The 22,940-nt window shown below is 71.5% G+C and carries 22 protein-coding genes; 16 read left to right on the forward strand and 6 right to left on the reverse strand.

Annotated features, from left to right (window positions below; all coding sequences use genetic code 11):
* A partial coding sequence (locus tag AOK03_RS04805) for a ribonuclease (RefSeq protein ID WP_063792419.1) occupies positions 1–396 on the forward strand: 396 nt, incomplete at its 5' end.
* Positions 397–405: 9 nt separating this feature from the next.
* Here AOK03_RS04805 and AOK03_RS04810 read toward each other — a convergent pair.
* Entirely contained in the window at positions 406–612 is a 207-nt protein-coding gene (locus AOK03_RS04810) for a hypothetical protein (protein ID WP_055563894.1), read from the reverse strand.
* Positions 613–770: 158 nt separating this feature from the next.
* Between AOK03_RS04810 and AOK03_RS04815 the strand changes: the two genes are divergently transcribed.
* The 4 genes from AOK03_RS04815 to AOK03_RS04830 all read left to right on the forward strand — a co-directional run bounded on the left by AOK03_RS04815 (position 771) and on the right by AOK03_RS04830 (position 4,499).
* Positions 771–2,042, forward strand: a complete 1,272-nt coding sequence (locus AOK03_RS04815) for a sensor histidine kinase (RefSeq protein WP_208609501.1) — start codon at positions 771–773, stop codon at positions 2,040–2,042.
* Positions 2,039–2,710: a response regulator gene (locus tag AOK03_RS04820; RefSeq protein WP_055563916.1), complete on the forward strand. Its 672-nt coding sequence runs from the start codon at positions 2,039–2,041 to the stop codon at positions 2,708–2,710. The genes AOK03_RS04815 and AOK03_RS04820 overlap by 4 nt, the downstream gene beginning before the upstream one ends.
* 96 nt (positions 2,711–2,806) lie before the next feature.
* The gene (locus tag AOK03_RS04825; RefSeq protein ID WP_055563896.1) at positions 2,807–4,012 is read left to right on the forward strand and encodes a cytochrome P450 family protein; all 1,206 of its coding nucleotides are present in this window, start codon (positions 2,807–2,809) and stop codon (positions 4,010–4,012) included.
* A 94-nt stretch (positions 4,013–4,106) separates the two neighbouring features.
* The gene (locus AOK03_RS04830; protein ID WP_055563917.1) at positions 4,107–4,499 is read left to right on the forward strand and encodes a PaaI family thioesterase; all 393 of its coding nucleotides are present in this window, start codon (positions 4,107–4,109) and stop codon (positions 4,497–4,499) included.
* 40 nt (positions 4,500–4,539) lie between these two features.
* On the opposite strand, the gene AOK03_RS04835 is transcribed toward AOK03_RS04830, so the two are convergent.
* On the reverse strand, positions 4,540–5,550 hold the full coding sequence (locus AOK03_RS04835; RefSeq protein WP_055563897.1) for a Gfo/Idh/MocA family protein: 1,011 nt from the start codon (positions 5,548–5,550) through the stop codon (positions 4,540–4,542).
* A 154-nt stretch (positions 5,551–5,704) separates the two neighbouring features.
* On the opposite strand from AOK03_RS04835, the gene AOK03_RS04840 reads away from it, so the two are divergent.
* From AOK03_RS04840 to AOK03_RS04875, 8 genes are all read left to right on the forward strand, one after another.
* A complete protein-coding gene (locus AOK03_RS04840) occupies positions 5,705–6,442 on the forward strand; it encodes a GntR family transcriptional regulator (protein WP_055563898.1) in 738 nt (245 codons plus the stop codon).
* 126 nt (positions 6,443–6,568) lie between these two features.
* Positions 6,569–7,591, forward strand: coding sequence for a sugar ABC transporter substrate-binding protein (locus AOK03_RS04845; protein WP_055563899.1), 1,023 nt, complete (start codon positions 6,569–6,571; stop codon positions 7,589–7,591).
* A gap of 95 nt (positions 7,592–7,686) precedes the next feature.
* Complete coding sequence (locus AOK03_RS04850) at positions 7,687–8,706, forward strand: sugar ABC transporter substrate-binding protein (protein WP_055563900.1); 1,020 nt, start codon at positions 7,687–7,689, stop codon at positions 8,704–8,706.
* Complete coding sequence (locus tag AOK03_RS04855) at positions 8,703–9,758, forward strand: ABC transporter permease (protein WP_055563901.1); 1,056 nt, start codon at positions 8,703–8,705, stop codon at positions 9,756–9,758. Before AOK03_RS04850 ends, AOK03_RS04855 begins: the two co-directional genes overlap by 4 nt.
* A gap of 8 nt (positions 9,759–9,766) precedes the next feature.
* Positions 9,767–10,588 carry an ATP-binding cassette domain-containing protein gene (locus tag AOK03_RS04860; RefSeq protein WP_055563918.1) on the forward strand — a complete coding sequence of 274 codons (822 nt, stop codon included), beginning with the start codon at positions 9,767–9,769 and terminating at the stop codon, positions 10,586–10,588.
* 227 nt (positions 10,589–10,815) lie between these two features.
* Positions 10,816–11,973 (forward strand): ROK family glucokinase, encoded by a 1,158-nt coding sequence (locus tag AOK03_RS04865; RefSeq protein WP_055563902.1) that lies wholly within the window; start codon positions 10,816–10,818, stop codon positions 11,971–11,973.
* The gene (locus AOK03_RS04870) at positions 11,974–12,585 is read left to right on the forward strand and encodes a hypothetical protein (protein WP_055563903.1); all 612 of its coding nucleotides are present in this window, start codon (positions 11,974–11,976) and stop codon (positions 12,583–12,585) included. It abuts the gene before it with no gap.
* Positions 12,586–12,675: 90 nt separating this feature from the next.
* The gene (locus tag AOK03_RS04875) at positions 12,676–13,938 is read left to right on the forward strand and encodes a sulfite oxidase (RefSeq protein ID WP_055563904.1); all 1,263 of its coding nucleotides are present in this window, start codon (positions 12,676–12,678) and stop codon (positions 13,936–13,938) included.
* Positions 13,939–13,956: 18 nt separating this feature from the next.
* On the opposite strand, the gene AOK03_RS04880 is transcribed toward AOK03_RS04875, so the two are convergent.
* On the reverse strand, positions 13,957–14,883 hold the full coding sequence (locus AOK03_RS04880) for an ornithine cyclodeaminase family protein (protein ID WP_055563905.1): 927 nt from the start codon (positions 14,881–14,883) through the stop codon (positions 13,957–13,959).
* Positions 14,884–14,980: 97 nt separating this feature from the next.
* On the opposite strand from AOK03_RS04880, the gene AOK03_RS04885 reads away from it, so the two are divergent.
* Both AOK03_RS04885 and AOK03_RS04890 read left to right on the forward strand, forming a co-directional pair.
* On the forward strand, positions 14,981–16,231 hold the full coding sequence (locus AOK03_RS04885; protein ID WP_055563906.1) for an arginine deiminase: 1,251 nt from the start codon (positions 14,981–14,983) through the stop codon (positions 16,229–16,231).
* 49 nt (positions 16,232–16,280) lie between these two features.
* Positions 16,281–16,496: a DUF6243 family protein gene (locus tag AOK03_RS04890; RefSeq protein WP_055563907.1), complete on the forward strand. Its 216-nt coding sequence runs from the start codon at positions 16,281–16,283 to the stop codon at positions 16,494–16,496.
* Between the two features lie 39 nt (positions 16,497–16,535).
* On the opposite strand, the gene AOK03_RS04895 is transcribed toward AOK03_RS04890, so the two are convergent.
* Together AOK03_RS04895 and AOK03_RS04900 are read right to left on the reverse strand one after the other, a co-directional pair.
* Positions 16,536–17,765, reverse strand: a complete 1,230-nt coding sequence (locus AOK03_RS04895; RefSeq protein WP_055563908.1) for a metallophosphoesterase — start codon at positions 17,763–17,765, stop codon at positions 16,536–16,538.
* Positions 17,766–17,867: 102 nt separating this feature from the next.
* On the reverse strand, positions 17,868–19,025 hold the full coding sequence (locus tag AOK03_RS04900; RefSeq protein ID WP_063792420.1) for an amidase domain-containing protein: 1,158 nt from the start codon (positions 19,023–19,025) through the stop codon (positions 17,868–17,870).
* A gap of 216 nt (positions 19,026–19,241) precedes the next feature.
* Here AOK03_RS04900 and AOK03_RS04905 point away from each other — a divergent pair, with 216 nt between their 5' ends.
* On the forward strand, positions 19,242–21,329 hold the full coding sequence (locus AOK03_RS04905) for a transglycosylase domain-containing protein (RefSeq protein ID WP_079074488.1): 2,088 nt from the start codon (positions 19,242–19,244) through the stop codon (positions 21,327–21,329).
* A gap of 30 nt (positions 21,330–21,359) precedes the next feature.
* Here AOK03_RS04905 and AOK03_RS04910 read toward each other — a convergent pair whose 3' ends face one another.
* Positions 21,360–22,607 (reverse strand): polysaccharide deacetylase family protein, encoded by a 1,248-nt coding sequence (locus tag AOK03_RS04910; protein WP_055563909.1) that lies wholly within the window; start codon positions 22,605–22,607, stop codon positions 21,360–21,362.
* Positions 22,608–22,940: the final 333 nt, after the last annotated feature.

Consider the following 22,940-nt stretch of genomic DNA (forward strand, 5'->3'; position numbering starts at 1 on the left):
CTGGCCGCCGCCCTGCTCGTCGGCGGCCCTGTCGCGGCCACGGCGAGCGCCGCCCCGGCCGCACCGGTCACCTCCGCCGCTTCCGTTTCCGTCTCGCACTCCATCACCGCGGTCGGTGAGATCTGCCTCTCCAAGCTGCCTTCCCAGGCGCACGACACCCTCGACCTGATCGAGGCGGGCGGCCCCTACCCGTACCCGCAGGACGGCACCGTCTTCCAGAACCGCGAGGGTGTGCTGCCGCAGCAGAGCTCCGGCTACTACCACGAGTACACGGTCGTCACGCCGGGCTCCGACGACCGCGGCGCCCGCCGCATCGTCACCGGCGAGAAGAACCAGGAGGACTACTACACGGCCGACCACTACGCGTCGTTCGACCTGGTCGACCACGGCTGCTGAGCCCTGGCGTCAACCGGCCCGCCGGCTCCGCACCGCGGCGAACAGCGCGCAGGCCAGCACGATCAGGGCCACGCTCGCGTACGTCTCGTAGCCGTCCAGAAAGCCGAGGCGCTGCACGAGACCCCAGCCGCGCAGCTCACCGGTGAGCCTGTGGACCAGGCCGACCGCGCCCTGGAACAGCAGGGCCACACCGAGAAACTCCAGTAGCTGCTTCATGGAAAGATCCTCGCCCCGCACTTTCCCGGCGGACATCCGCCGCGAGGCGAGGATCTTCCCCGTGAACGGGTCCGAAAGTCGCGGACCTGCGCGACTTTGGTAGACGATCACGTGTGAGGAGCGACCGCGGCCGCCCGCGGTGCGTAGATTTGTCGACCATGAGCGGCACTGATCCCATGCGTCGGCCCGAACCCGAGCCGACGCCCCTGAGCAGCCCCCTGGCCAGAAGGCCGTGGATGCTGCCCTCCGCCGTCGCCAGGGAGTTCGACCCGAGCCGCGTCGGGCGCGAGTCGCGGCGGACCGTCCGCGACTGGATCGCCGACTTCACCTGCTTCCTCGCCGCCGTCCTCATCGGGATGCTCGGCGCCGACGCGGTCGCCGACAACCCGCACATCGCCCAGGGCTACGCGGAGTTCGACCAGGTGCTCGGCGCGCTCGCCTGTGCCGCGGTCTGGCTGCGCAGACGCTGGCCCGTCGGCCTCGCCCTCGTGATGGTGCCGGTCTCGGTGGCCTCCGACACGGCGGGCGGCGCGGCGGCGGTGGCCCTCTTCACCCTCACCGTGCACCGGCCCTTCCGGTACGTCGCGTGGATCGGCGGGGTCTCGCTCGCGGTGATCCCCCTGACCTACTGGCTGCGCCCCGACAGGGACATGCCCTACTTCGTCTCCATCGCCTTCAGCGGTCTGGTGACCGTGACGGTCATCGGCTGGGGCATGTTCGTGCGCTCCCGCCGCGAGCTCCTGCTCAGCCTGCGCGACCGCGCCGTCCGCGCCGAGAACGAGGCCGCGCTCCGCGCCGAACAGGCCCAGCGGCTCGCTCGCGAGGACATCGCCCGCGAGATGCACGACGTCCTCGCCCACCGGCTCACCCTGCTCAGCGTGCACGCCGGTGCCCTGGAGTTCCGGCCCGACGCGCCCCGCGAGGAGATCGTCCGGGCGGCGGGCGTCATCCGGGAGAGCTCCCACGAGGCGCTGCAGGACCTGCGGCAGGTGATCGGCGTCCTGCGCGGCGGCGAGGCGGACGCCTCAGGCCGCCCGCAGCCCACCCTCGCCGCCCTGGACACCCTGGTCGCCGAGTCCCGCGACGCGGGCATGAAGGTCGTCCTCGCCAACCGCCTCACCGACCCCGACACCGTGCCCGCCGCCCTCGGCCGCACCGCCTACCGCATCGCCCAGGAAGGCCTGACCAACGCCCGCAAACACGCCCCCGGCGCCGAAGTGACCGTCACCGTCACGGGCGCGCCCGGCGAGGGCCTGACCCTGTCCGTCCGCAACCCCGCACCGCCCGGCGACGTGCCCGAGGTGCCCGGCTCGGGACAGGGCCTGATCGGGCTCGCCGAGCGGGCCTCGCTCGCGGGCGGCAGGCTCGGCCACCGGGCCGGGCCCGACGGCGGGTTCCACCTGGAGGCCTGGCTACCGTGGGCGTCATGAAACCGATCAAGCTCCTCCTCGTCGACGACGATCCGCTGGTGCGCGCCGGGCTCTCCTTCATGCTCGGCGGCGCCGACGACATCGAGATCGTGGGCGAGGCGGGCGACGGCACCGAGGTCGCCCCGCTGGTCGGCGAACTCCGGCCCGACGTCATCCTGATGGACATCCGGATGCCCACGATGGACGGCCTCGCCGCGACGGAGGCCCTGCGCAGGCGCCCCGGCGCCCCCGAGGTCATCGTCCTCACCACGTTCCACGCCGACGGACAGGTGCTGCGTGCCCTGCGCGCGGGCGCGGCCGGGTTCGTCCTCAAGGACACCGCGCCCGCCGAGATCGTCGCGGCGGTGCGCGCGGTGGCCGCGGGGGAGCCGGTGCTCTCGCCGACGGTGACCCAGCAGCTGATCACGCAGGTGACCGGCGTCGACCCCCAACTCGACCGGCGACGGCGGGCCCTGGACCGGCTGGCGACGCTGGGGGAGCGGGAGCGGGAAGTGGCCGTCGCCGTCGGCCGGGGCGGATCCAACGCGGACATCGCGGCCCAGCTGTTCCTGAGCATCGCCACGGTCAAGGCGCACGTGTCGAGGATCCTGACGAAGCTGGACCTCAACAACCGCGTGCAGATCGCCCTGTTGGCACACGACGCGGGACTCCTCGACGAGGACGGCTGATCAGGCCGTTCGACGAGGACGGCTGATCAGGGCGGTCGCGGGGAACCGATCACCGCGTCCGGCGCGTTGGCCACATGAGCCCCCCAAAGGAGACACATGGCGGAGACCATCGACCTGGTGACGTACGGCGCGCGGTTCAGAGAGGACCCGCACTCCGTCTACGCGGACCTGCGCGCCCTGGGGCCCGTCCACTGCGTCCGCCTGCCACCACCGGAGGACATGGACGACAGCTATCTGGTGGTGGGGTACGACGAGTGCAGAGCCGCGCTCCGCGAGCCCCGCTTCGCCAAGTCCGCCGCGGCCGCGGGCTTCGCCTTCCACGAGGAAGAGCTGATCGGCACGCATCTGCTGATAGCCGACCCGCCCCAGCACACGCGGCTGCGCGCCCTCATCACCCGGGAGTTCACGGCACGCCGGGTCGAGGCCATGCGGCCCCGCATCCAGCGCATCACCGACGACCTCCTCGACGAGATGCTCGTCCACGGCACATCGGCCGGGACCCGCCGGGCCGACCTGTTCGAAGCGCTGGCCTTCCCGCTGCCGATCACCGTCATCTGCGAGCTGCTCGGCGTCCCCGACATCGACCGCGCGGCCTTCCGCCGCATGTCGAACGGCGTCGTGGCGTCGGCGACCCAGGAGGCCGAGCGCGCCGCCTTCGAGGAACTGGCCGCGTTCCTCGCCGAGCTGGTCGAGGACAAGCGGCGCTCGGCCCCGAGCGGTGATCTGCTGAGCGCCCTGATCCGCACCACGGGCGACGAGGACGGCGACCGCCTCTCGACCGCCGAGCTGCGCGCCATGGCCTTCCTGCTGCTGATCGCCGGGCACGAGACGACGGTCAACCTGCTGGGCAACGCCGTGCACGCCCTCTTCACCCACCCCGACCAACTGGCCGCGCTGCGCGCCGACATGTCCCTCCTGGACGGCGCCATAGAGGAGGCCCTGCGCTATGAGGGGCCGCTGGAGAGCGCGACGTACCGCTTCGCCACCGAGCCCACCGAGCTCGGCGGCGTCGTGATACCGACCGGATCCGTCGTCCGGATCGGCCTCGCCGCGGCCGACCGGGACCCCGCCCGCTTCCCCGAGCCCGACCGCTTCGACATCCGCCGCGCCCCGCAGGGCCACATGGCCTTCGGGCACGGCCTGCACCACTGCCTGGGTGCGCCGCTGGCCCGGGTCGAGGTGAAGATCGCGCTCGGTTCGCTCCTGGAGCGCTGCCCCGGCCTCGCGCCGGACGGGCCGCCGGGGGAGTGGCTGCCCGGGACTCTGATCAGGGGGATGCGGCAGCTTCCCGTCCGGTGGTAGTAGTTCGGTCATGACCGAGTCCTGGACCGAGCCGACGCCCACGCAGCCGGCCGATCAGCAGCCGTCGGATCTGCCCGATCCCCTCGACCTCGCCATGGCCCAGAAGGTCCTGGAGGCCCAGCCGTTCAGCCGCCTCGTCCGGGCCCGCGTCACCCGGTTCGGCGAGGGCGCGGCCACGCTGGAGATCGGCGTCCGCGAGGAACTCCAGCAGCAGAACGGCTTCGTGCACGGCGGCGTCCTCGCCTACGCGGCGGACAACAGCATCACGTTCGCCGCGGGCACCACGCTGGGCCCCGCCGTGCTGACGTCCGGCTTCTCCATCCAGTACGTACGTCCCGCGACCGGCGTCGCCCTCGTGGCGCGCGCCGTCGTCGTCCACTCGGGCCGCCGTCAGGCGGTGGTCCGCTGCGAGCTGTTCGCGGTCTCCGACGAGGGCACCGAGACGCTGTGCGCGATCGCGCAGGGCACGGTGCTCTCCACGGCCTGACGTTCACACGGCCCGACGTCGGCACGAGGAGATCCCTTCCTCAGGGGGTCTCCTGGGCGATCTCCGTCATCCGCACCGGCCGCCGCTCCCGGCGCGACAGTTCGCACGCCTCCGCGATCCGCAGCGCGTGCAGTGCCTCGCGGCCGTCGCAGGGGTTCGCCCGCTCCCCGCGGACGACCTCGACGAAGGCGGCGAGCTCCGCCTCGTAGGCGGGGGCGAAGCGCTCCAGGAAACCGGGCCAGGGCTTGACCGGTGCGGGCGGGCCCGCCGGTTCCGCGGAGGTGAGCGGTGTGCGTTCGTCCATGCCGACCGCCAACTGGTCGCGCTCCCCGGCCAGTTCCATGCGGACGTCGTACCCCGCGCCGTTGCAGCGCGTCGCGGTGGCCGTGGCGAGCGTGCCGTCGTCCAGGGTGAGCACCGCGGCCGCCGTGTCGACGTCGCCCGCGTCGCGGAACATCGCCGGTCCCGCGTCCGAACCGGTCGCGTACACCTCCGCGACCTCGCGCCCCGTCACCCACCGCAGGATGTCGAAGTCGTGGACCAGGCAGTCGCGGTAGAGACCGCCGGAGAGCGGCAGATACGCGGCCGGGGGCGGCGCCGGGTCCGAGGTGATCGCCCGAACGGTGTGCAGCCGCCCGAGCCGGCCCGTGCGCACCGCCTCGCGCGCCGCCGTGTACCCCGCGTCGAAGCGCCGCTGGAAGCCGAGCTGCAGCACCGTACCCGCGGCCTCGACCTCGGAGAGCGCGGCCAGCGTGCCCGGCAGGTCCAGGGCGATGGGCTTCTCGCAGAACACCGGGAGCCCCGCCCGCGCCGCTCTGCCGATGAGCTCCGCGTGTGCCGAGGTGGCCGCGGTGATCACCACGGCGTCCACTCCCGCGGCGAAGACCTCGTCCGTCGAGGAAACCGCCGTCGCCCCGGTCCGCGCCGCGAGGGCGGTCGCCCGCGCGGTGTCGGCGTCGGCGATCACCAGGGACGTCACGTCGGGGTGGTGGCCGAGGGCTGTCGCGTGAAAGGTGCCGATGCGGCCCGTTCCGATCAGTCCGATGCGCATGGACCCACCCTCGCGACGCCGGACCGACCTGTCAATCCTTTGTCCGGACAACAGAACTTAAGAACTTCCCGTCATCATCTCCTGGGACTACGCTCGCCACGTGTCCAAACCAGTCGCCAAAGCAGCTCAGGACAAGCCGGTCCAGGACCCCACGGTGGACCTCCGGCTCGGCGTCGACCGCAGCAGCCCCGTCCCGCTCTACTTCCAGCTGGCCCAGCAGCTGGAAGCGGCGATCGAGCGCGGCGCCCTGACCCCGGGCAGCCTCCTCGGCAACGAGATCGAGCTCGCGGGGCGGCTCGGCCTGTCCCGGCCCACGGTCCGCCAGGCCATCCAGTCCCTCGTCGACAAGGGCCTGCTTGTGCGCCGCCGCGGCGTCGGCACTCAGGTCGTGCACAGCCAGGTCAAGCGCCCCCTGGAGCTCAGCAGCCTCTACGACGATCTGGAGGCCGCGGGCCAGCGCCCCGAGACCCGCGTCCTGCGCACCGCCCTGGAGCCCGCGACCGCCGAGGTCGCGGCGGCGCTCGGGGTCGCCGAGGGCGACGAGGTGCACCTCGTCGAGCGGCTCCGGCTCGCGCACGGCGAGCCCATGGCCCAGCTGCGCAACCACCTGCCGACCGGCCTCCTCGACCTCGACCCGGCGCGCCTGGAGGCCACCGGGCTCTACCGCCTGATGCGCGCGGCGGGCCTCACCCTGCACAGCGCGCGCCAGTCCGTCGGCGCCCGCGCCGCCACGGCGGAGGAGGCGGAGCTGCTCGCCGAACCGGCCGGCGCCCCGCTGCTCACGATGCGGCGCACCACCTTCGACGACACGGGACGCGCCGTCGAGTTCGGCTCGCACGTCTATCGCGCCTCGCGCTACTCCTTCGAGTTCCAGCTCCTCGTACGGCCGTAGGCGGCCCTCCGTCCGCGCACCCCGGGCGTCAGAATGTTCTGACAAAGCCATTGACGCTCCCGCGCGCCCCCCGCTAGAACTCCTCCAGCCGCACCGAGGCGGCCGGGAGAAGAGGGGTGGTCCACCATGCGCACATCCCGTACGGCCCTGCGTACGTCCCGCACGGCGAGGGGCCTCACGGCCTGTCTGGCGGCGATCGCCCTTGCCGCCGGCTGCAGCAGCTCCGGCGGCAAGGACGACGAGGACAAGTCCGGGGACGGCGGCGGGAGCGGCACCGGCGTGAACACGCCGCGCCTCAAGATCGCGATGGTCACGCACTCCGGCGAGGGCGACACCTTCTGGGACATCGTGCGCAGCGGTGCCAAGCAGGCCGCCCGCAAGGACAACGTCGAGTTCCTCTACGCCAACGACAAAGAGGCCAAGGGCCAGGCCGAGCTCGTCCAGTCCTTCGTCGACAAGAAGGTCGACGGGCTCGTCGTCACCCTGGCCAAGCCCGAGGCGATGCGGTCCGTGCTGGCCAACGCCGAGGCCGCGGGCATCCCGGTCGTCACGATCAACTCGGGCGGCGAGTTCTCCGCGAAGTTCGGCGCGCTCAGCCACATCGGGCAGGACGAGTCCGTGGCGGGCGAGGCCGTCGGCGACGAGCTCGACGAGCGCGGCAGGAAGAAGGCGCTCTGCGTCATCCACGAGCAGGGCAACGTCTCGCTCGAACAGCGCTGCGCCGGAGTCAAGAAGACCTTCGGCGGGTCCGTCGAGAACCTGAACGTCGAGGGGACCAACGCGCCCGCCGCCCAGTCCTCCATCAGCGCGAAGCTCCAGGCGACCAAGGACATCGACGCGGTCGTCACGCTCGGCGCGCCCATCGCCGCGTACTCGGTGCAGGCCAAGGAGGATACGGGCAGCAAGGCCGAGATCGACACGTTCGACCTGAACGCCGAGGTCGTGAAGAGGCTCAAGGCCAAGGAGGTCGGCTTCGCCGTCGACCAGCAGCCCTACCTCCAGGGCTACCTCTCCGTGGACGAGCTGTGGCTCTACAAGACCAACGCCAATGTCCTGGGAGGCGGCAAGCCCGTCCTCACCGGACCCGCCATCGTCACCGGGAAGGACGTGCCGAAGCTGGAGAAGTACACCGCTCGCGGTACCCGATGAACACACGCGTGATCCGCGTGGTCGATACTTGGGCGGCTGGGGCCGGGGATCCGGACCGGCCGCACAGAGCAGCAGAGCAAGAAGGGCACGGCGTCGTGGCAAGGGTGAAGACAGGGGTACGTACGGTGGGCGCCGTGCTGGTGGCGGTGCTCGGGGTGACCGCGGGGCTCACCGGATGCAGCAGCACCGGCGGCAAACGCGCGGAGGACGCCCGCAAGGCGGCGACCGCCCAGGGGAAGGCGGCGGTGAGCACGCCGCGCTGGACCTTCGGCATGGTGACCCACTCGGGCGACGGCGACACCTTCTGGGACATCGTCCAGAGCGGTGCCAAGGAGGCCGCCCGCAAGGACAACATCAATTTCCTGTACGCCCATGACGACGAGGCCCAGCAGCAGGCCCAGCTCGTGGACTCCTACATCGACAAGAAGGTCGACGGGATCATCGTCACGCTGGCCAAGCCCGCCGCGATGAAGGGCGCCCTGGCCCGCGCGGAGAAGGCCGGCATCCCGGTGATCACGGTGAACTCGGGCTCCGCGGAGTCCAAGGAGTTCGGCGCGCTCACCCACATCGGCCAGGACGAGACGATCGCGGGCGAGGCCGTCGGCGAGGAGCTCAACAAGCGCGGCAAGAAGAAGGCGCTCTGCATCCTGCACGAGCAGGGCAACGTCGGCCACGAGCAGCGCTGCGACGGCGCCAAGAAGACCTTCGACGGCAAGATCCAGAACCTGTACGTGACCGGCACCAACATGCCCGACGTGCAGTCCTCCATCGAGGCCAAGCTGCAGTCCGACAAGTCGGTCGACGCGGTCGTCACGCTCGGCGCGCCCTTCGCGGACACCGCCGTGAAGGCCGCGGACAGCGCGGGCAGCAAGGCCGAGGTCGACACCTTCGACCTGAACGAGAAGGTCGCCGCCGGTCTGAAGTCCGGCGACCTCGGCTTCGCCGTCGACCAGCAGCCCTACCTCCAGGGCTACGAGGCCGTCGACCTCCTCTGGCTGTACAAGTACAACGCCGACGTCCTCGGCGGCGGCAAGCCCGTCCTGACCGGTCCGCAGATCGTCACCAAGGACCAGGCCGCCGAGCTGGAGGAATACGCGAAGCGAGGAACCCGATGACCGCGACAGCACCGGCGCCGGCACCGGGCGCCAAAACCGACGAGCGGCTCGTCAGGACCTCGCCGCTGAAGAAGCTGATGGGCCGCCCCGAGCTCGGCTCGGTCGTCGGCGCCATCGCCGTGTTCATCTTCTTCTCGTTCGTCGCGGACAGCTTCCTGCAGGCCACCAGCCTCGCGACGGTCCTGTACGCCGCGTCGACCCTCGGCATCATGGCGGTGCCGGTGGCGCTGCTGATGATCGGCGGCGAGTTCGACCTGTCGGCGGGCGTCCTCGTGACGTCCTCCGCCCTGATCTCCTCGATGTTCAGCTACCAGATGACGGCGAACGTCTGGGTCGGCGTCGGCGTCTCGCTGCTCGTCACCCTCGCCATCGGCGTCTTCAACGGCGTGATGCTGACCCGCACGGACCCGCCGAGCTTCATCATCACGCTCGGCACGTTCCTGATGCTGACCGGCATGAACCTCGGCTTCACCAAGATGATCAGCGGCACGGTCTCCACCAAGTCGATCTCCGACATGGAGGGCTTCTCCTCCGCCAAGGAGGTCTTCGCCTCGACGATCACGATCGGCGGCGTCGACTTCAAGGTCACGATCCTCTGGTGGCTCGCCCTGATCGTGGTCGCCACCTGGATCCTGCTGCGCACCCGCGTCGGCAACTGGATCTTCGCGGTCGGCGGCGGCGAGGAAGCGGCCCGCGCGGTCGGCGTCCCGGTCGCCAAGACCAAGATCGGCCTCTATATGGGCGTCGCTTTCGGCGCCTGGATCTCCGGCCAGCACCTGCTGTTCTCGTACGACACCGTGCAGTCCGGCGAGGGCGTCGGCAACGAACTGATCTACATCGTCGCGGCCGTCATCGGCGGCTGCCTCATCACCGGCGGCTACGGCTCCGCGGTCGGTGCGGCCGTCGGCGCGCTGATCTTCGGCATGGTCAGCAAGGGCATCGTGTTCGCCGAGTGGAACTCGGACTGGTTCAAGTTCTTCCTCGGCGTGATGCTGCTCCTGGCGACCCTCCTGAACCACTGGGTCCGCAAGCGCGCGGAGGCGACGAAGTGACCACGGACATGACGAAGACCGACGCGGTCCCCGAGGACGAGGGCGGGCGCACACCGCTCGTCGAGCTCGACGGCGTCAGCAAGTACTACGGCAACATCCGCGCCCTCGAAGGCGTCTCCCTCGAAGTGCACGCCGGGGAGATCTCCTGCGTGCTCGGCGACAACGGCGCGGGCAAGTCGACCCTCATCAAGATCATCGCGGGGCTGCACAGGAACGACGCGGGACGCTTCGCGATCGAGGGCGAGGAGGCGCGGCTCGCCAACCCGCGCGACGCGCTGGACCGGGGCATCGCCACGGTCTACCAGGACCTCGCCGTCGTCCCCCTGATGCCGGTCTGGCGCAACTTCTTCCTCGGCTCCGAGCCGACGAAGGGCGCGGGCCCCTTCCGCCGCATGGACGTCGACCTCATGCGCGAGACGACCCAAGCGGAGCTGCTCCGCATGGGCATCGACCTGCGCGACGTGGACCAGCCCATCGGCACGCTCTCGGGCGGCGAGCGCCAGTGCGTGGCGATCGCGCGCGCCGTCTACTTCGGCGCGAAGGTGCTCGTCCTGGACGAGCCGACCGCCGCGCTCGGCGTCAAGCAGTCCGGTGTCGTCCTGAAGTACGTGGCGGCGGCGCGGGACGCGGGCCTGGGCGTCGTGCTGATCACCCACAACCCGCACCATGCGTACCTGGTCGGCGACCGGTTCGTCCTCCTCAAGCGAGGGGTGATGTCCGGCTCCTACACCCGCGACGAGATCAGCCTCGACGACCTGACCCGCGAGATGGCGGGCGGCAGCGAGCTGGACGACCTCCGCCACGAGCTGGAGGGCCGCGGCTCCGCCTGATGTCTCCGGCCAGCCCCGTAAGGGGCGCGGGGAACTGCGCGCTCAGCCCACGAAAGGCCGCAGACGCGCCTGCGGGGCGGCCGAGCAGACGCGACTGCGGGTATGCCGTGGCCGGTCGCGCAGTTCCCCGCGCCCCTGGGCTACCCGGCCCGGGGGCGCGGGGGATGGTGCCCCGCCCCGGGGTCCCGTTGTGCGCGCCCCGGCAGGGGTGAGGCAGAATCGCCGCAATGAGCACCTACCGCGACCTCGCGCACCGCGGCTCCGCACGAGCCACCGTCCTGCGGACCGTGGGCACCCGCGAACGCCGATCGCACCTCACGGCGCCGCGCGTCAACACCGTCGGCATCGACATCGGCGGCACCAAGGTGATGGCGGGCGTCGTCGACCCCGACGGCAACATCCTGGAGACCCTCCGCACGGAGACCCCGGACAAGTCCAAGAGCCCCAAGGTCGTCGAGGACACCATCGTCGAGCTGGTCCTCGACCTCTCCGACCGGCACGACGTGCACGCCGTCGGCATCGGCGCCGCGGGCTGGGTCGACGCGGACCGCAACCGCGTGCTCTTCGCCCCGCACCTGTCCTGGCGCAACGAACCGCTGCGGGACCGCATCTCGGGCCGCCTGGCCGTGCCCGTCATGGTCGACAACGACGCGAACACCGCCGCCTGGGCGGAGTGGCGCTTCGGTGCGGGCCGCGGCGAGGACCACCTGGTCATGATCACCCTCGGCACCGGCATCGGCGGCGCGATCCTGGAGGACGGCCAGGTCAAGCGCGGCAAGTTCGGGGTGGCCGGAGAGTTCGGCCATATGCAGGTCGTCCCCGGCGGCCACCGCTGCCCGTGCGGCAACCGCGGCTGCTGGGAGCAGTACAGCTCGGGGAACGCGCTGGTCAGGGAGGCCCGCGAGCTCGCCGCCGCCGACTCCCCGGTCGCGTACGGCATCATCGAGCGGGTGAAGGGCAACGTCCCCGACATCACGGGTCCGCTCATCACCGAGCTGGCCCGCGAGGGCGACGCCATGTGCGTCGAGCTCCTCCAGGACATCGGCCAGTGGCTCGGCGTCGGCATCGCGAACCTCGCCGCCGCCCTCGACCCCTCCTGCTTCGTGATCGGCGGCGGCGTCAGCGCCGCCGACGACCTGCTGATCGGCCCGGCCCGCGACGCCTTCCGCCGTCACCTGACCGGCCGCGGCTACCGCCCCGAGGCCCGCATCGCCCGCGCCCAGCTCGGCCCCGAGGCGGGCATGGTGGGCGCCGCCGACCTGGCCCGTCTCGTCGCCCGCCGCTTCCGCCGCGCCAACCGGCGCCGCGTGGAACGCTACGAACGCTATGAGCGCTACGCCGAGGCCCGCCGCACCAACGACCGCACCTCCCAGGGAACCCAGTAGATGACCGTGCCACGCCAGCCCTCGTCCCCGGACCACCCCGGCGCCTCCGAGCCGTCGGACCGGGAGGGGGGCAAGGCCCGCAAGACCGAGGACCGCAGTCACATGATCCGCCGCCGGTGGCTGACGGCGATCATCATCGTGCTGCTCATCGGCGTGCCCGCCGGCTACCTGGTGATCTCCGCGAACCAGAGCCGCAACAGCGGCCGCGACAAGGAGAACAAGTACTCCGCGACCGGCCTCACCGCGGGCTGGCCCTCCAAGGTGCAGCGCCGCCTGTACGACGTGCCGATCCAGCCGTACTCGGAGGAGGTCGCGTACTACGAGACGAACAACTGGCGCACCAGCCGCCTCTACGCCCAGTTCCTCACCAGCAACGCGGGCCTGCAGCGCTTCCTCAAGCAGATCGGTACCGACGAGGGCGCCCTCAAGGCCGACGACATCACCATCAGCAAGCGCGACCAGAAGGTCGTCGGCTGGGAGTTCACGGGCCCCGGCCCCTGGTACGGCCTCACCCACGAGCAGAAGGACCCGGCGCCGACGCTGGACGTCGTCGTGGACCGCTCGAACACGCGGCATCCGATGATCTACGTGGTGTCGACGACGACACCCTGAAAGGCGACGGCGCCCTGAAATCGTCCGGCCGATTGTGAAGATGGCGGCGATCACCCGGTGCGCCGCCGCCGGGCCTCCTACCGTGAGGCCATGAGCAGACTTCAGGGATCAGAGGCGTCGTACGACAGACGCAGATTGCACCAGTGGTTAGCCGGACGGGCCCGCGCCGAAGGGGTGGGGCGCCGCGACATGCTGAAGCTGGTCGCCGCCGCGGGCCTGGTCTCGGCGGTGCCGGCCGGTCTGGCGGCGTCCCCGGCGGGCGCGGCGGACGGGGGCATCGTCAAGCCGCTGCCGCCGGAGTGGTTCACCGTCCACGGCACGAACGCGGAGTCCCGCTTCGAGGCGTTCGCGGGCACCGGCTTCACCACCCCCATCTCCCGCTTCTTCGTCCGCAACCACACGAAGACCCCGCTCCTGGACGCGGCGGCCTGGAAGCTGAAGATCTGGGGCGACGGGCTGACGGGCGGCGCGCGGGAGTTCACCCTCGCCGACCTCAGGCGCTTCAAGCCGGTCACGCGCACGGCGTTCGTCGAGTGCGCGGGCAACGCGCGCAACTTCTTCAAGACGCAGCAGGGCCAGGCGCCCTTGGGCACCCCGTGGACCATGGGGGCGATCGGCACGGCCCACTGGCGCGGGGCGCGCCTCTCCGACGTCCTGCGCAGGGCGGGCCTCTCCGACCGGGCGGTGGACATCATGCCGCGCGGCCTCGACGACGAGTACGTCACGTCGAACGGCACGAACTACGGCCGTGTGCGCCGCCCCATGCCGATCGCCAAGGCGCTGGACGACGTCATCCTCGCGTATGAGATGAACGGCGAGCCCCTGCCGCCCGACCACGGGCATCCGGTGCGCCTCCTCGCCCCGTCCTGGGTGGGCATCTCCTCGATCAAGTGGCTGGGCGACATCGAGGTCTCGACCGCGCCGCTCTACTCGCCCTGGAACACGGACTTCTACCGCCTCTACGGAGACGCCTACCCGCCCGAGGGCAGCGCCCCGCTGACCCGGCAGACCCTGAAGTCGGCCTTCGAGCTCCCCCTGAACGCCACCCTGTCCGGGCGCACCCGGCACCGGCTCACGGGCCGCGCCTGGTCGGCCGAGGGCGCGATCACCCGGGTCGAGGTGAGTACGGACGGCGGCGCGTCCTGGCGGTCGGCGCAGCTGCACGACCACGGGCAGCGGGGCTCCTGGACCCGCTGGTCGACCCCGTGGAAGCCCGGCAGGCCGGGCCCGGCGGAACTCCTCTCCCGTGCCACGGACTCCACGGGCCGGACGCAGCCGGAGACGACCGTGTTCAACACCCAGGGGTATCTGTTCGACGCGGTGGTGCGGCACCCGGTGACGGTGAGCGGCTGAGGTCCGGGCCCGGGCATCTCACCCGGCGGCCGCCCACCGTTCGTACGCGGCGGCCGCCACGGCCAGGTCCTCCCAGGCCATCCCAGCCGACTTGAACAGCCGGGGCCGCCCTGCCACGGCCCGCACCTCGCCCCGGACCAGGGCGTCCAGCGTGTGCAGCCCCGCCATGTCGAAGGCTCCCTCGGCGGCCGCGAGGACCAGGTCGCCGCACTCCCGCGCCGCCACCGAGCGGGACTCCGCCACCACCGTGGCGCGGCCCACGAGAGCGGCGTCGACCTCACGGGCGTCCGGCTCGTGCGAGCCGACCGCGGCGACCGTGGCGTGGTCGGGCAGCAGGGAGCCGTCGAAGAGGGGCTCGCGGGCGGTGGTGCAGCAGCAGACCACGTCCGCGCGGGCCACGGCGTCCGCCTTCGCCGCGGACGCCGAGAGGCCGACGGCACGGCAGCGTGCGACGAACTCCGCCATCCGCCCGGCGTGCCGCGCGACCACGTCGACGTGGCGCAGCCCCGGCCGCACCGCCCGCACCGCTTCCACGTGCCCCCACGCCTGCGGTCCGGTCCCGAAGACGACGAGCCGCTCGGCGTCCGGGACCGCCAGACGGCCGACGGCCACCCCGGACACGGCCGGGGTGCGCAGAGAGGTCAGCGCGATCCCGTCCAGGAGGGCCAGCGGCGTGTGGGTCCCGCCGTCCAGGAGGATGTACAGGCCCTGGACGCGGGGGAGACCGCGGTCCGCGTTGCCCGGCGTGACCGTGGCGACCTTCACGCCGGCGTACGAGGCGGTGGCCGACGGCATCGTGAGCAGCTGGCCGCCGGGCACGTCCGCGACGCCGCGGTCCGGCTCCGCCGCCGGGTCGAGCCCGGCGGCGAGGACGGCCTCCAGGGCGTCGATCGCGGCGGACATGGGGACGAGGCGTTCGACGGCCTCGGCATCGATCTGGTGCATATCAGGACAGCCCTCCGAATTCACGTTAAATTGCACTGGCAGTGGCCGCAGTGCGTCCTGGCCTCTATGCCCCCGGACCGCTCCGGAAAGGCACACCGTGACGAGCGACAACACCACCGGGCCCGGCTACGGCGTCCACTCCGAGGTCGGCAGGCTCCGCAAGGTCCTGGTCTGCGCACCCGCCCTGGCCCACCGCCGCCTGACCCCCACCAACTCCGCCGACCTGCTCTTCGACGACGTGATGTGGGTGGAGAACGCCCAGCGCGACCACGCCGACTTCGTCGCGGAGCTCCGGCGGCGCGGGGTCGAGGTCGTCGAGCTGCACGACCTGCTCGCGCGGACCATGGGCGTGCCCGGGGCCAGGGACTGGCTCCTGGACCGGAAGATCACCGCCAACCAGGTCGGGTTCGGGCTCATGGACGACACCCGCGCCTTCCTGGAGACGCTGGAGCCGCGGCAGCTCGCCGAGTACCTGATCGGCGGTCTGGCCACCACGGACCTGCCGGACGAATACCGCTCCGACTACGTCGCGCTCGCCCGCGAGTCCACCGGCGCGGGCGAGTACCTGATGCCACCGCTGCCGAACACCCTCTACACCCGCGACACCACGTGCTGGCTGTACGGCGGCGTGACCCTGAACCCGCTCTACTGGCCCGCCCGGCACGACGAGACGCTGCTCATGAAGGCGGTCTACCAGTTCCACCCCGACTTCACCGGCTCCACCGTCTGGTGGGGCGACCCCGAACTCGACTGGGGCCAGGCGACCTTCGAGGGCGGCGACATCATGCCCGTCGGCAACGGCGTCGTCCTCATGGGCATGAGCGAGCGCACCTCCCGCCAGGCCATCACCCAGGTCGCCGCCGCACTGTTCGACAGGGGCGCGGCCGAACGCGTCGTGGTCGCAGGCATGCCCAGGCTGCGGGCCGCGATGCACCTCGACACCGTGTTCACCTTCGCCGATCGTGACATCGTCACCCTCTACCCGAAGATCATGGACGCGGTGCACACGTTCACGCTGCGCCCCGGCGACGGCCCCGCCGGGGTCTCGATCACCGACGAGGGGTCCCGGACGTTCGTCGACGTGGTCACCGAGGCGCTCGGACTCTCCTCGATGCGGGTGATCGAGACCGGGGGAGACGTCTACGCATCGGAGCGCCAGCAGTGGGACAGCGGCAACAACGCGGTCGCCCTGGAGCCGGGCGTGGTCTTCACGTACGACCGCAACACCCAGACCAACGCCCTGCTGCGCAAGGCCGGAGTCGAGGTCATCACGATCGTCGGCGCCGAGCTGGGGCGGGGGCGCGGCGGCGGGCACTGCATGACGTGCCCGCTGATCCGGGACGCGTGAGGGCGGGAACTGGTGTGCGGGGTCGATGGCAGCGGGTAACGTCGCCCCCATGAGCAAGAACATCAACAATCCCGTGGGCATGGGCGGCGGCCAGCGCAAGAGGCAGTCCCGCGCCGAGCGTCAGAACAACGGCCCGCACCGCAACCTCGACCGCAAGGGTGCCGCCGACCAGAAGGCGGAGCTGGTGCGCAAGATGCGCGAGAAGGTGGGCGCGGTCGAGAGCGCCGAGCCCGAGCAGACGGGCGGCGACACCGCGCAGAGCTGACGCGCCGCCGCGGCGGCGGCCCGCGCACGCGGGACCGTCTCAGACGCGCTGCGGCCCGGGAGCCGTTCCGGCGGAGCGGAGGACCAGCAGGGTGATCTCGCTGGGGGCGAAGACGCGGAACGGCGGGCCCCAGAAGCCGGTGCCGCGGCTGGTGTAGAGCTGGGTGCGGGTGCCGTGGCGGCTGAGGCCCGCGAGTGCGGGCTGGTCGATGCCGACGAGGTGGTGGAAGGGCCAGATCTGGCCGCCGTGCGTGTGGCCGGAGAGCTGGAGGTCGATGCCGGCCGCCGCGGCCCGGTCGATGAACTTGGGCTGGTGGGCCAGGAGCAGGACGGGCAGGTCGGGGTCGGCGCCGGACAGGGCTCCGGCGAGGTGGGCCCGGTGGCCGGGCAGACCGGAGGACTCGGCTGTGACGTCGTCCACACCCGCGACCACCAGGGTGTCGCCGCCGCGTTCCAGCAGCAGATGCCGGTTGCGCAGCGGCTCCCAGCCCAGCTCGTCCATCAGGTCGACCCAGCCCTGGGCCTCGCTGTAGTACTCGTGGTTCCCGGTGACGTAGACCTTGGCCCGGGTGGCTCGCACGGTGCCGAGCGGAGCGGCCTGGGCGCGGCGGCGTTCGGCCGTGCCGTCCGCGATGTCGCCGGTGTGGCAGACCAGGTCGGCGTCCAGCGTGTTGACCCTCTCGCAGACCCGCGCCGACCAGCGGGCGCGGTCCAGCGGGCCGTAGTGGGTGTCGGTGATGAGCGCGACACGGGTGCCGTCCAGTCCGGCTCCCAGGCGCGGGAGTCGCACGTCGAGCCGCCGCACCCGTGGCACCCGGCGGGCCTCGGCGTACCCCCAGGCGAGCAGTGCGGCGGCGACGCCGAGGACGGCCCAGGTGACGATCCGGGCCCGGGTCCGACCGTCGCCAGCACCGGCGATGGTCAGGGCCGTCCGCAGCAGGACGCCGAGCAGGACGGACCAGGTGAACAGCACCCAGCCGGTTCCGAGGAGGGTGGCTCCCACGATCGCCGCCCGGTCCTGCTGCCGTCGGCCGTGGCCGCGCATCATCGTGATCGGCATGGTGACCAGACCGAGGGCGAACAGGGCGGTGCCGCCCAGCGCCACGGGGAGCGGCCAGTGCTGTCCTGCGTGCAGCAGCACCCAGCAGGGCACGGCCCACAGCAGGAGGGGGGCGACCAGCGGGAGATAGCGCATCAGGCGGCGCAGTCGGCTCTGCCGGGTCGCACGAGCCGCACCGTCCGCGGAACGGGCTTCGCTGGTGTCGGTCACGCTTCCCCTCCTCGGGCAACCGGGCTGCAGGCGCGCACTGTACCCGGTCGCCCCTGCCGCCCCGTCACCGCCCGCGCCGCCCTGCGCGGTCACCGGTTTCCCTCAGGTGCGGTACGCGAAGTAGCGCGCATTGGGGTAGGACGCGACCAGGCTCGCGAGCGACCTGCGGTAGGTGTCGGTGTCGTGGTAGGTCAGGTACGGCATGCCCTGCCTGTCGCGGTACGTCACCAGCATGGTGTGGTCCTTGGACCCGTCCTTGTCGAAGTCCACCTGCAGGACGTCGCCGACGTCCATTTGGTAGACGCTCGCCAGGTTCGGGGCCCGCCGGTTGGACAGCGTGAACCATGCCCATTCGTTCACCCCGACCCAGGAGGTGCTCTGGCCCGCGCTCTCGTACCACCAGTTCCGGTAGTCGTAGGCGGAGCCGGGGACGGGCTTCCAGCCGCCCGCCTTCAGCGCCTGGCTGACGAAGTTGGTGCAGTCGCCACCGGCTCCGTTGAACTTGCGGTAGGCCGGGTTGTAGCTGCGCCAGTACTTCTCCGCGTACTGCGCCATCGCGGAGTAGCCGTAGGCGCCTGCCGTCTTGCCCGAGGGCATCGGCGTGGTGGGGTACTTGGTCGAGGCCGGTGTGCCGTCCGGGTACTGGTTGCCGTCGTCGTCGATGGTGTTCGTCCGGGCCGCCGAGGGCTCGTCGACCGCGACGGGGCCCTGGTTGCGCGAGGTGATCGCGGTCAGCTGCCAGCCGCCGTCCTTCGTGCCGGCGAGCTTCAGTTCCTGCCGCGTCGAGAACGCGGTGGTCCGCGGCCCGCCCTCGCGCACCTTCTTGTACGTGAGCGTCGACGACGCGGTGACCTGGACGGTCGCCGTGCTGCCGGTGAGCGTGGCGCGGTCCACGACGACGCGGGTGTCCGCCTTCGTGTAGGCCTCGCCGAGCTGGGCAAGGCGCGACTTGCGGGCGCGCAGCGACCGCAGCGCGGCGTCCTCGTCCGTCCGCAGCCGGGCGGACATGCGCGGCGTCCCCGCGCCGGCGTCCGGGCCGCTGCGCCCCGCGCGGTCCTCCACCAGGGCCTGGGTGCGCCGGGAGAGGACATCATCGGCGATGCGGGCGAAGGCGGCGAGTGTCCGGTGGTCGGCCTTGCGGGGCACATCACCGGCGTCCGCGTGCGCGGAGGGCGCGAGCAGGCAGCCGGACGCCACGGCCGCGGCCAGACCGGCGAGGGCGGCGGGTCTGTATCTCTTGGGTATCGCTATGGATGTCACTGCGTTTCCTCTTCCGTTGCCCGATCACCCCGACCGGGGGACGGAATTTTGGCACAACTGCGGGCCCTTCCTGTGCCGTTGCCCCTCTTTGCGGAACCCGAAGGCTCCCGGACCAGGCGGCCAGGGCCCCCGCAGGCCGGGTCGCACGCCTCCAACTGCCTTTAATGTGAGCGCCAGAACGCAACAGGGGAGGCATACGGGGTGGGTGGGGGCAAGATGGCCACAGGCCAGGGCAGCGGGAGACGGCGGGCGGCACCGGGGGAGCGCCGCGCGGGGACCGGTCGGCGCAGGAAGTCCAGGCAGCGGACCACGGGCGGCATACCCGGCGCCCTCGCCGGGGTGCGCGGACAACTGCGTCGGCTGCGTCCGGCCTATCCCCGGCCGGGGCGCAGCGGTTGGCGCCGGTGGCTGCCTTCGTGGCGCCAGTGGCTGGGCGCTTTCCTGTACCTGGCCCTCGGTTTGACCGGCTTCGTCACGATCGCGTACGCCACCACGGGCATACCGGATGACCTCAACTCGTTCGCCACGCAACAGGACAACGTGTACTACTGGTCCGACGGCAGCGTCATGGCCCGCACCGGCTGGGTCATCCGGCAGGAGATACCGCTGAAGAGGGTGCCGCCGAAAGTCCGGGGCGCCGTCCTCGCCGCCGAGAACGCGAGCTTCTACTCGGATGCCGGCGTCTCACCGAGCGGTGTCCTGCGCGCAGCGACCGCCGCGGTCACCGGAGGAGAGACCCAGGGCGGGTCGACCATCACCCAGCAGTACGTGAAGAACGTCTACCTCAGCCAGGACCGCACCCTGTCCAGGAAGTTCACCGAAGCCCTGCTCGCCCTGAAGCTGGACAACCACACGAGCAAGGACGAGATCTTCCAGAACTACCTGAACACGAGCTGGTTCGGGCGGGGCACCTACGGCATCCAGCGTGCCTCGCACGCCTACTACGGCAAGGACGTCGCGCGCCTCAACCCCAGCGAAGGCGCCTTCCTGGCCGCTCTCCTCAAGGGTGCCGGACTCTACGACCCGGCCCTCGGCAAGGAGAACCGCGAGCGGGCCGTCGAACGCTGGAACTGGATCCTGGACCGCATGGTGGCAACCGGCCACCTCACCCAGGCCGAGCGGGCCACCTACAAGAAGTTCCCCGAACCGACGAAGTCGGGCTCGGGCGACATCCCCGGCGCGCGGACCGGCTACCTGGTGGAGCTGGCCAAGCGGTACGCGATCAAAGCCGGGCACATCACCGCCGCCGACTACGACCTGGGCGGCTACCAGATCCACACGACCTTCGACCGCAAGCGCACCGAGGCCCTGACCGCCGCCGTCCACGAGGCCGAGAAGGACTTCGACGCCGAACGGCGGCCCGACACCGACCAGCATGCCAGGATCGGCGCGGCGAGCGTGGCCCCGGACGGCCGGCTGCTCGCCGTGTACGGCGGCCGCGACTTCCTGAAACAGGGCTTCAACCAGTCCAACGCGACGACCATTCCGGCCGGTTCGGCCTTCACCCCCTTCGTCTATGCCGCCGGGCTCGAGGACGGCGTCAAGCGCACCCGGGAGGGGCGCCGCACTCCCGTCTCCCCGGCCAGCGTCTACGACGGCGACGACAAGATCGCCGTACAGACGCCGGAGGGACCCTACTGGGACCGCAGCGGCAAGGTGGTCAAGGGCCGCAACGAAGGCGGCCGCGACTGGGGCGAGGTGACCTTGCGCCAGGCCGTCGCCGACTCCGTGAACACACCCCTGCTCCAACTCGGCCTCGACGCAGGCCTGGACCGGGTGGAGAAGTACGCCCTGCGGGCGGGACTGCTCCCCTCCAGCCTGGGAGAACGGATCCCCGTGTTCGCACTCGGGGAGAACTCGACGCCCAGCGCCATCCGGATGGCCGGTGCCTACCAGACCTTCGCCGCCCAGGGCATGCACACCGACCCCTACTCGGTGCGCTCGGTGACCCGGGCCGGGGACGCCGTGCCGCTCGCCGTACCGCGACCCGCCCGGGCGATGTCGAAGAAGACCGCCCAGGCGGTCACGGACGCCCTGCGGGCCACCATGACCGACGGGTCGGCCAAGGCGGCGGGCGCGGCACACCCCGCCGCCGTGGGCAAGACCGGGACGACCACCGCGAACAGGGCGGGCTGGTTCGTGGGAGGCACCCACGACGAGACCACGGCCGTGGTCGTCTACCGCATGTCGCTCAAGGACCTGGTGCCCCTGTCGCTCAAGGGGCTGGGCGGCGACGCTCCCACCACACCCGCCAGCCGACGGGCGGTGGATCTGTGGACCCACTACATCGAGGCGCTCACCTAGGGCCTGTGTCGGAAGTCCCGCCTGCCCCCGCTACTTGATGAGCGACTTCCACTTCGGTGCCTGCGCCGGGTCGAGCAGGCGCAGCCGGTCCAGGACCTTCGGGTCCTGGACATCGAGCCAGTCGGCCAGCTCGCGGAACGACACGCAGCGCACTCCCTTGCGCGGACACACCTTGCGCATCACATCCTCGACGGCGCTCATGTATATGCCGCCGTTCCAGTCCTCGAAGTGGTTGCCGATGAACATCGGCGCCCGGCTGCCGTTGTAGACGCGGTCGAACCCGTTCATGTACGACGTGGAGACCTGCTCCTGCCACGCCGGGAACCGTGCCGGGTCGCCCTGGGTGCTGTCACCGGACTGGTGATAGAGGAAGTTGAAGTCCATGGAGAGGACCTGCACCTCTTTGCCCTCCAGGGGCAGGAGCTGCAGAGGGAAGTTCCACAGGCCCCCGGCCTTGGACGGCCATATCTGGAAGTCGCCCGACGAACTCGCGTCGTAGCGCCAGCCGAACGGCTTGGCCGCGGCCAGGAGGTTCTTCTGCCCCTCCAGACAGGGCGCACGGCCGCCGACCACTTCCCGGTCCGGATCGAAGGGCAGGGGCCTTTCCTCGGTGAACCCGGTGTTGGTCTTCCACTCCTTGATGAACGCGTACGTCTGCTCGATCTCGCTCTTCCACTCCCCGGCACTCCAGTCACCGCCGCCCTTGGCGCCGCAGAAGTGCCCGTTGAAGTGCGAACCGATCTCGTGCCCGTCCTTCCAGGCACCGCGCAGCTGCTCCAGCGTGGTCTGGATGTGCGGGACGGTCGGATACGAGATGGCGGCCGCCCCCGCGTTGTGCTGCGGCGGACGGTAGAGCGACTTCTTGCTCTCCGGCAGGAGGTAGATCCCGGTGAGGAAGAACGTCATGTGAGCCTTGCTCTCCCGCGCCACTCGGCGGAAGTGGGAGAAGCGGCGGTCGTCGCCCTCCAGCGCGCCGTCCCAGGAGAAGACCACGAACTGCGGCGGCTTCTCACCGGGCTTCAGCTTCTCGGGCTTGAGCTGCCCGGACTGCGGCCCGGTGTACGAGGTGGAGCCGTCCCCCAGCACCCGCACCTTGCCGTCCCACTTCTCCTCCCCCTTCAACGCCCGCTTGGCCGCACGCGCCTTCTGCGCCGCACTGCCCGAAGAAACGGACGCGGTGCGCCCGGAGCCGCCCCCGTCCCCGGAGGAGTCCGCCAGAGCGATGACCCCCGTGGCCGCCGCCCCGCCCAGCCCGATCACAGCCGCGATCACGGCCATCTGCTTGCGCCGCCGAGCCTTCGTACGCGCCTTGCGGGCAGCGCGGGCCCCGGCCCGGACGGATCCAGTGCCGTCGGGTTCGATCACTGCGGTCCCACCCCGTGTCCAGCGCGGCAGGGCCACGCGTGAATTGTTTGTATGAATATAGGGCTGGCGGTGTGGCTGTCCGCACCCTGGGGCGCCTGTAAGGCCTCAGCGGCGCCGACAGGAGGCTGTGGAGCCGGTCCATCACTCGAATGGGCGTACGTAACGGGCTTCAGCCCCGGCAGAACAGGTGGAAAGAGGCGGGCGGGCGGACGATGGCGAGGGGGTCCGACAAGCCTGCGAGGTGGT

This window comes from Streptomyces atriruber (assembly GCF_001418325.1).
In the GTDB taxonomy this organism is placed as follows: domain Bacteria; phylum Actinomycetota; class Actinomycetes; order Streptomycetales; family Streptomycetaceae; genus Streptomyces; species Streptomyces atriruber.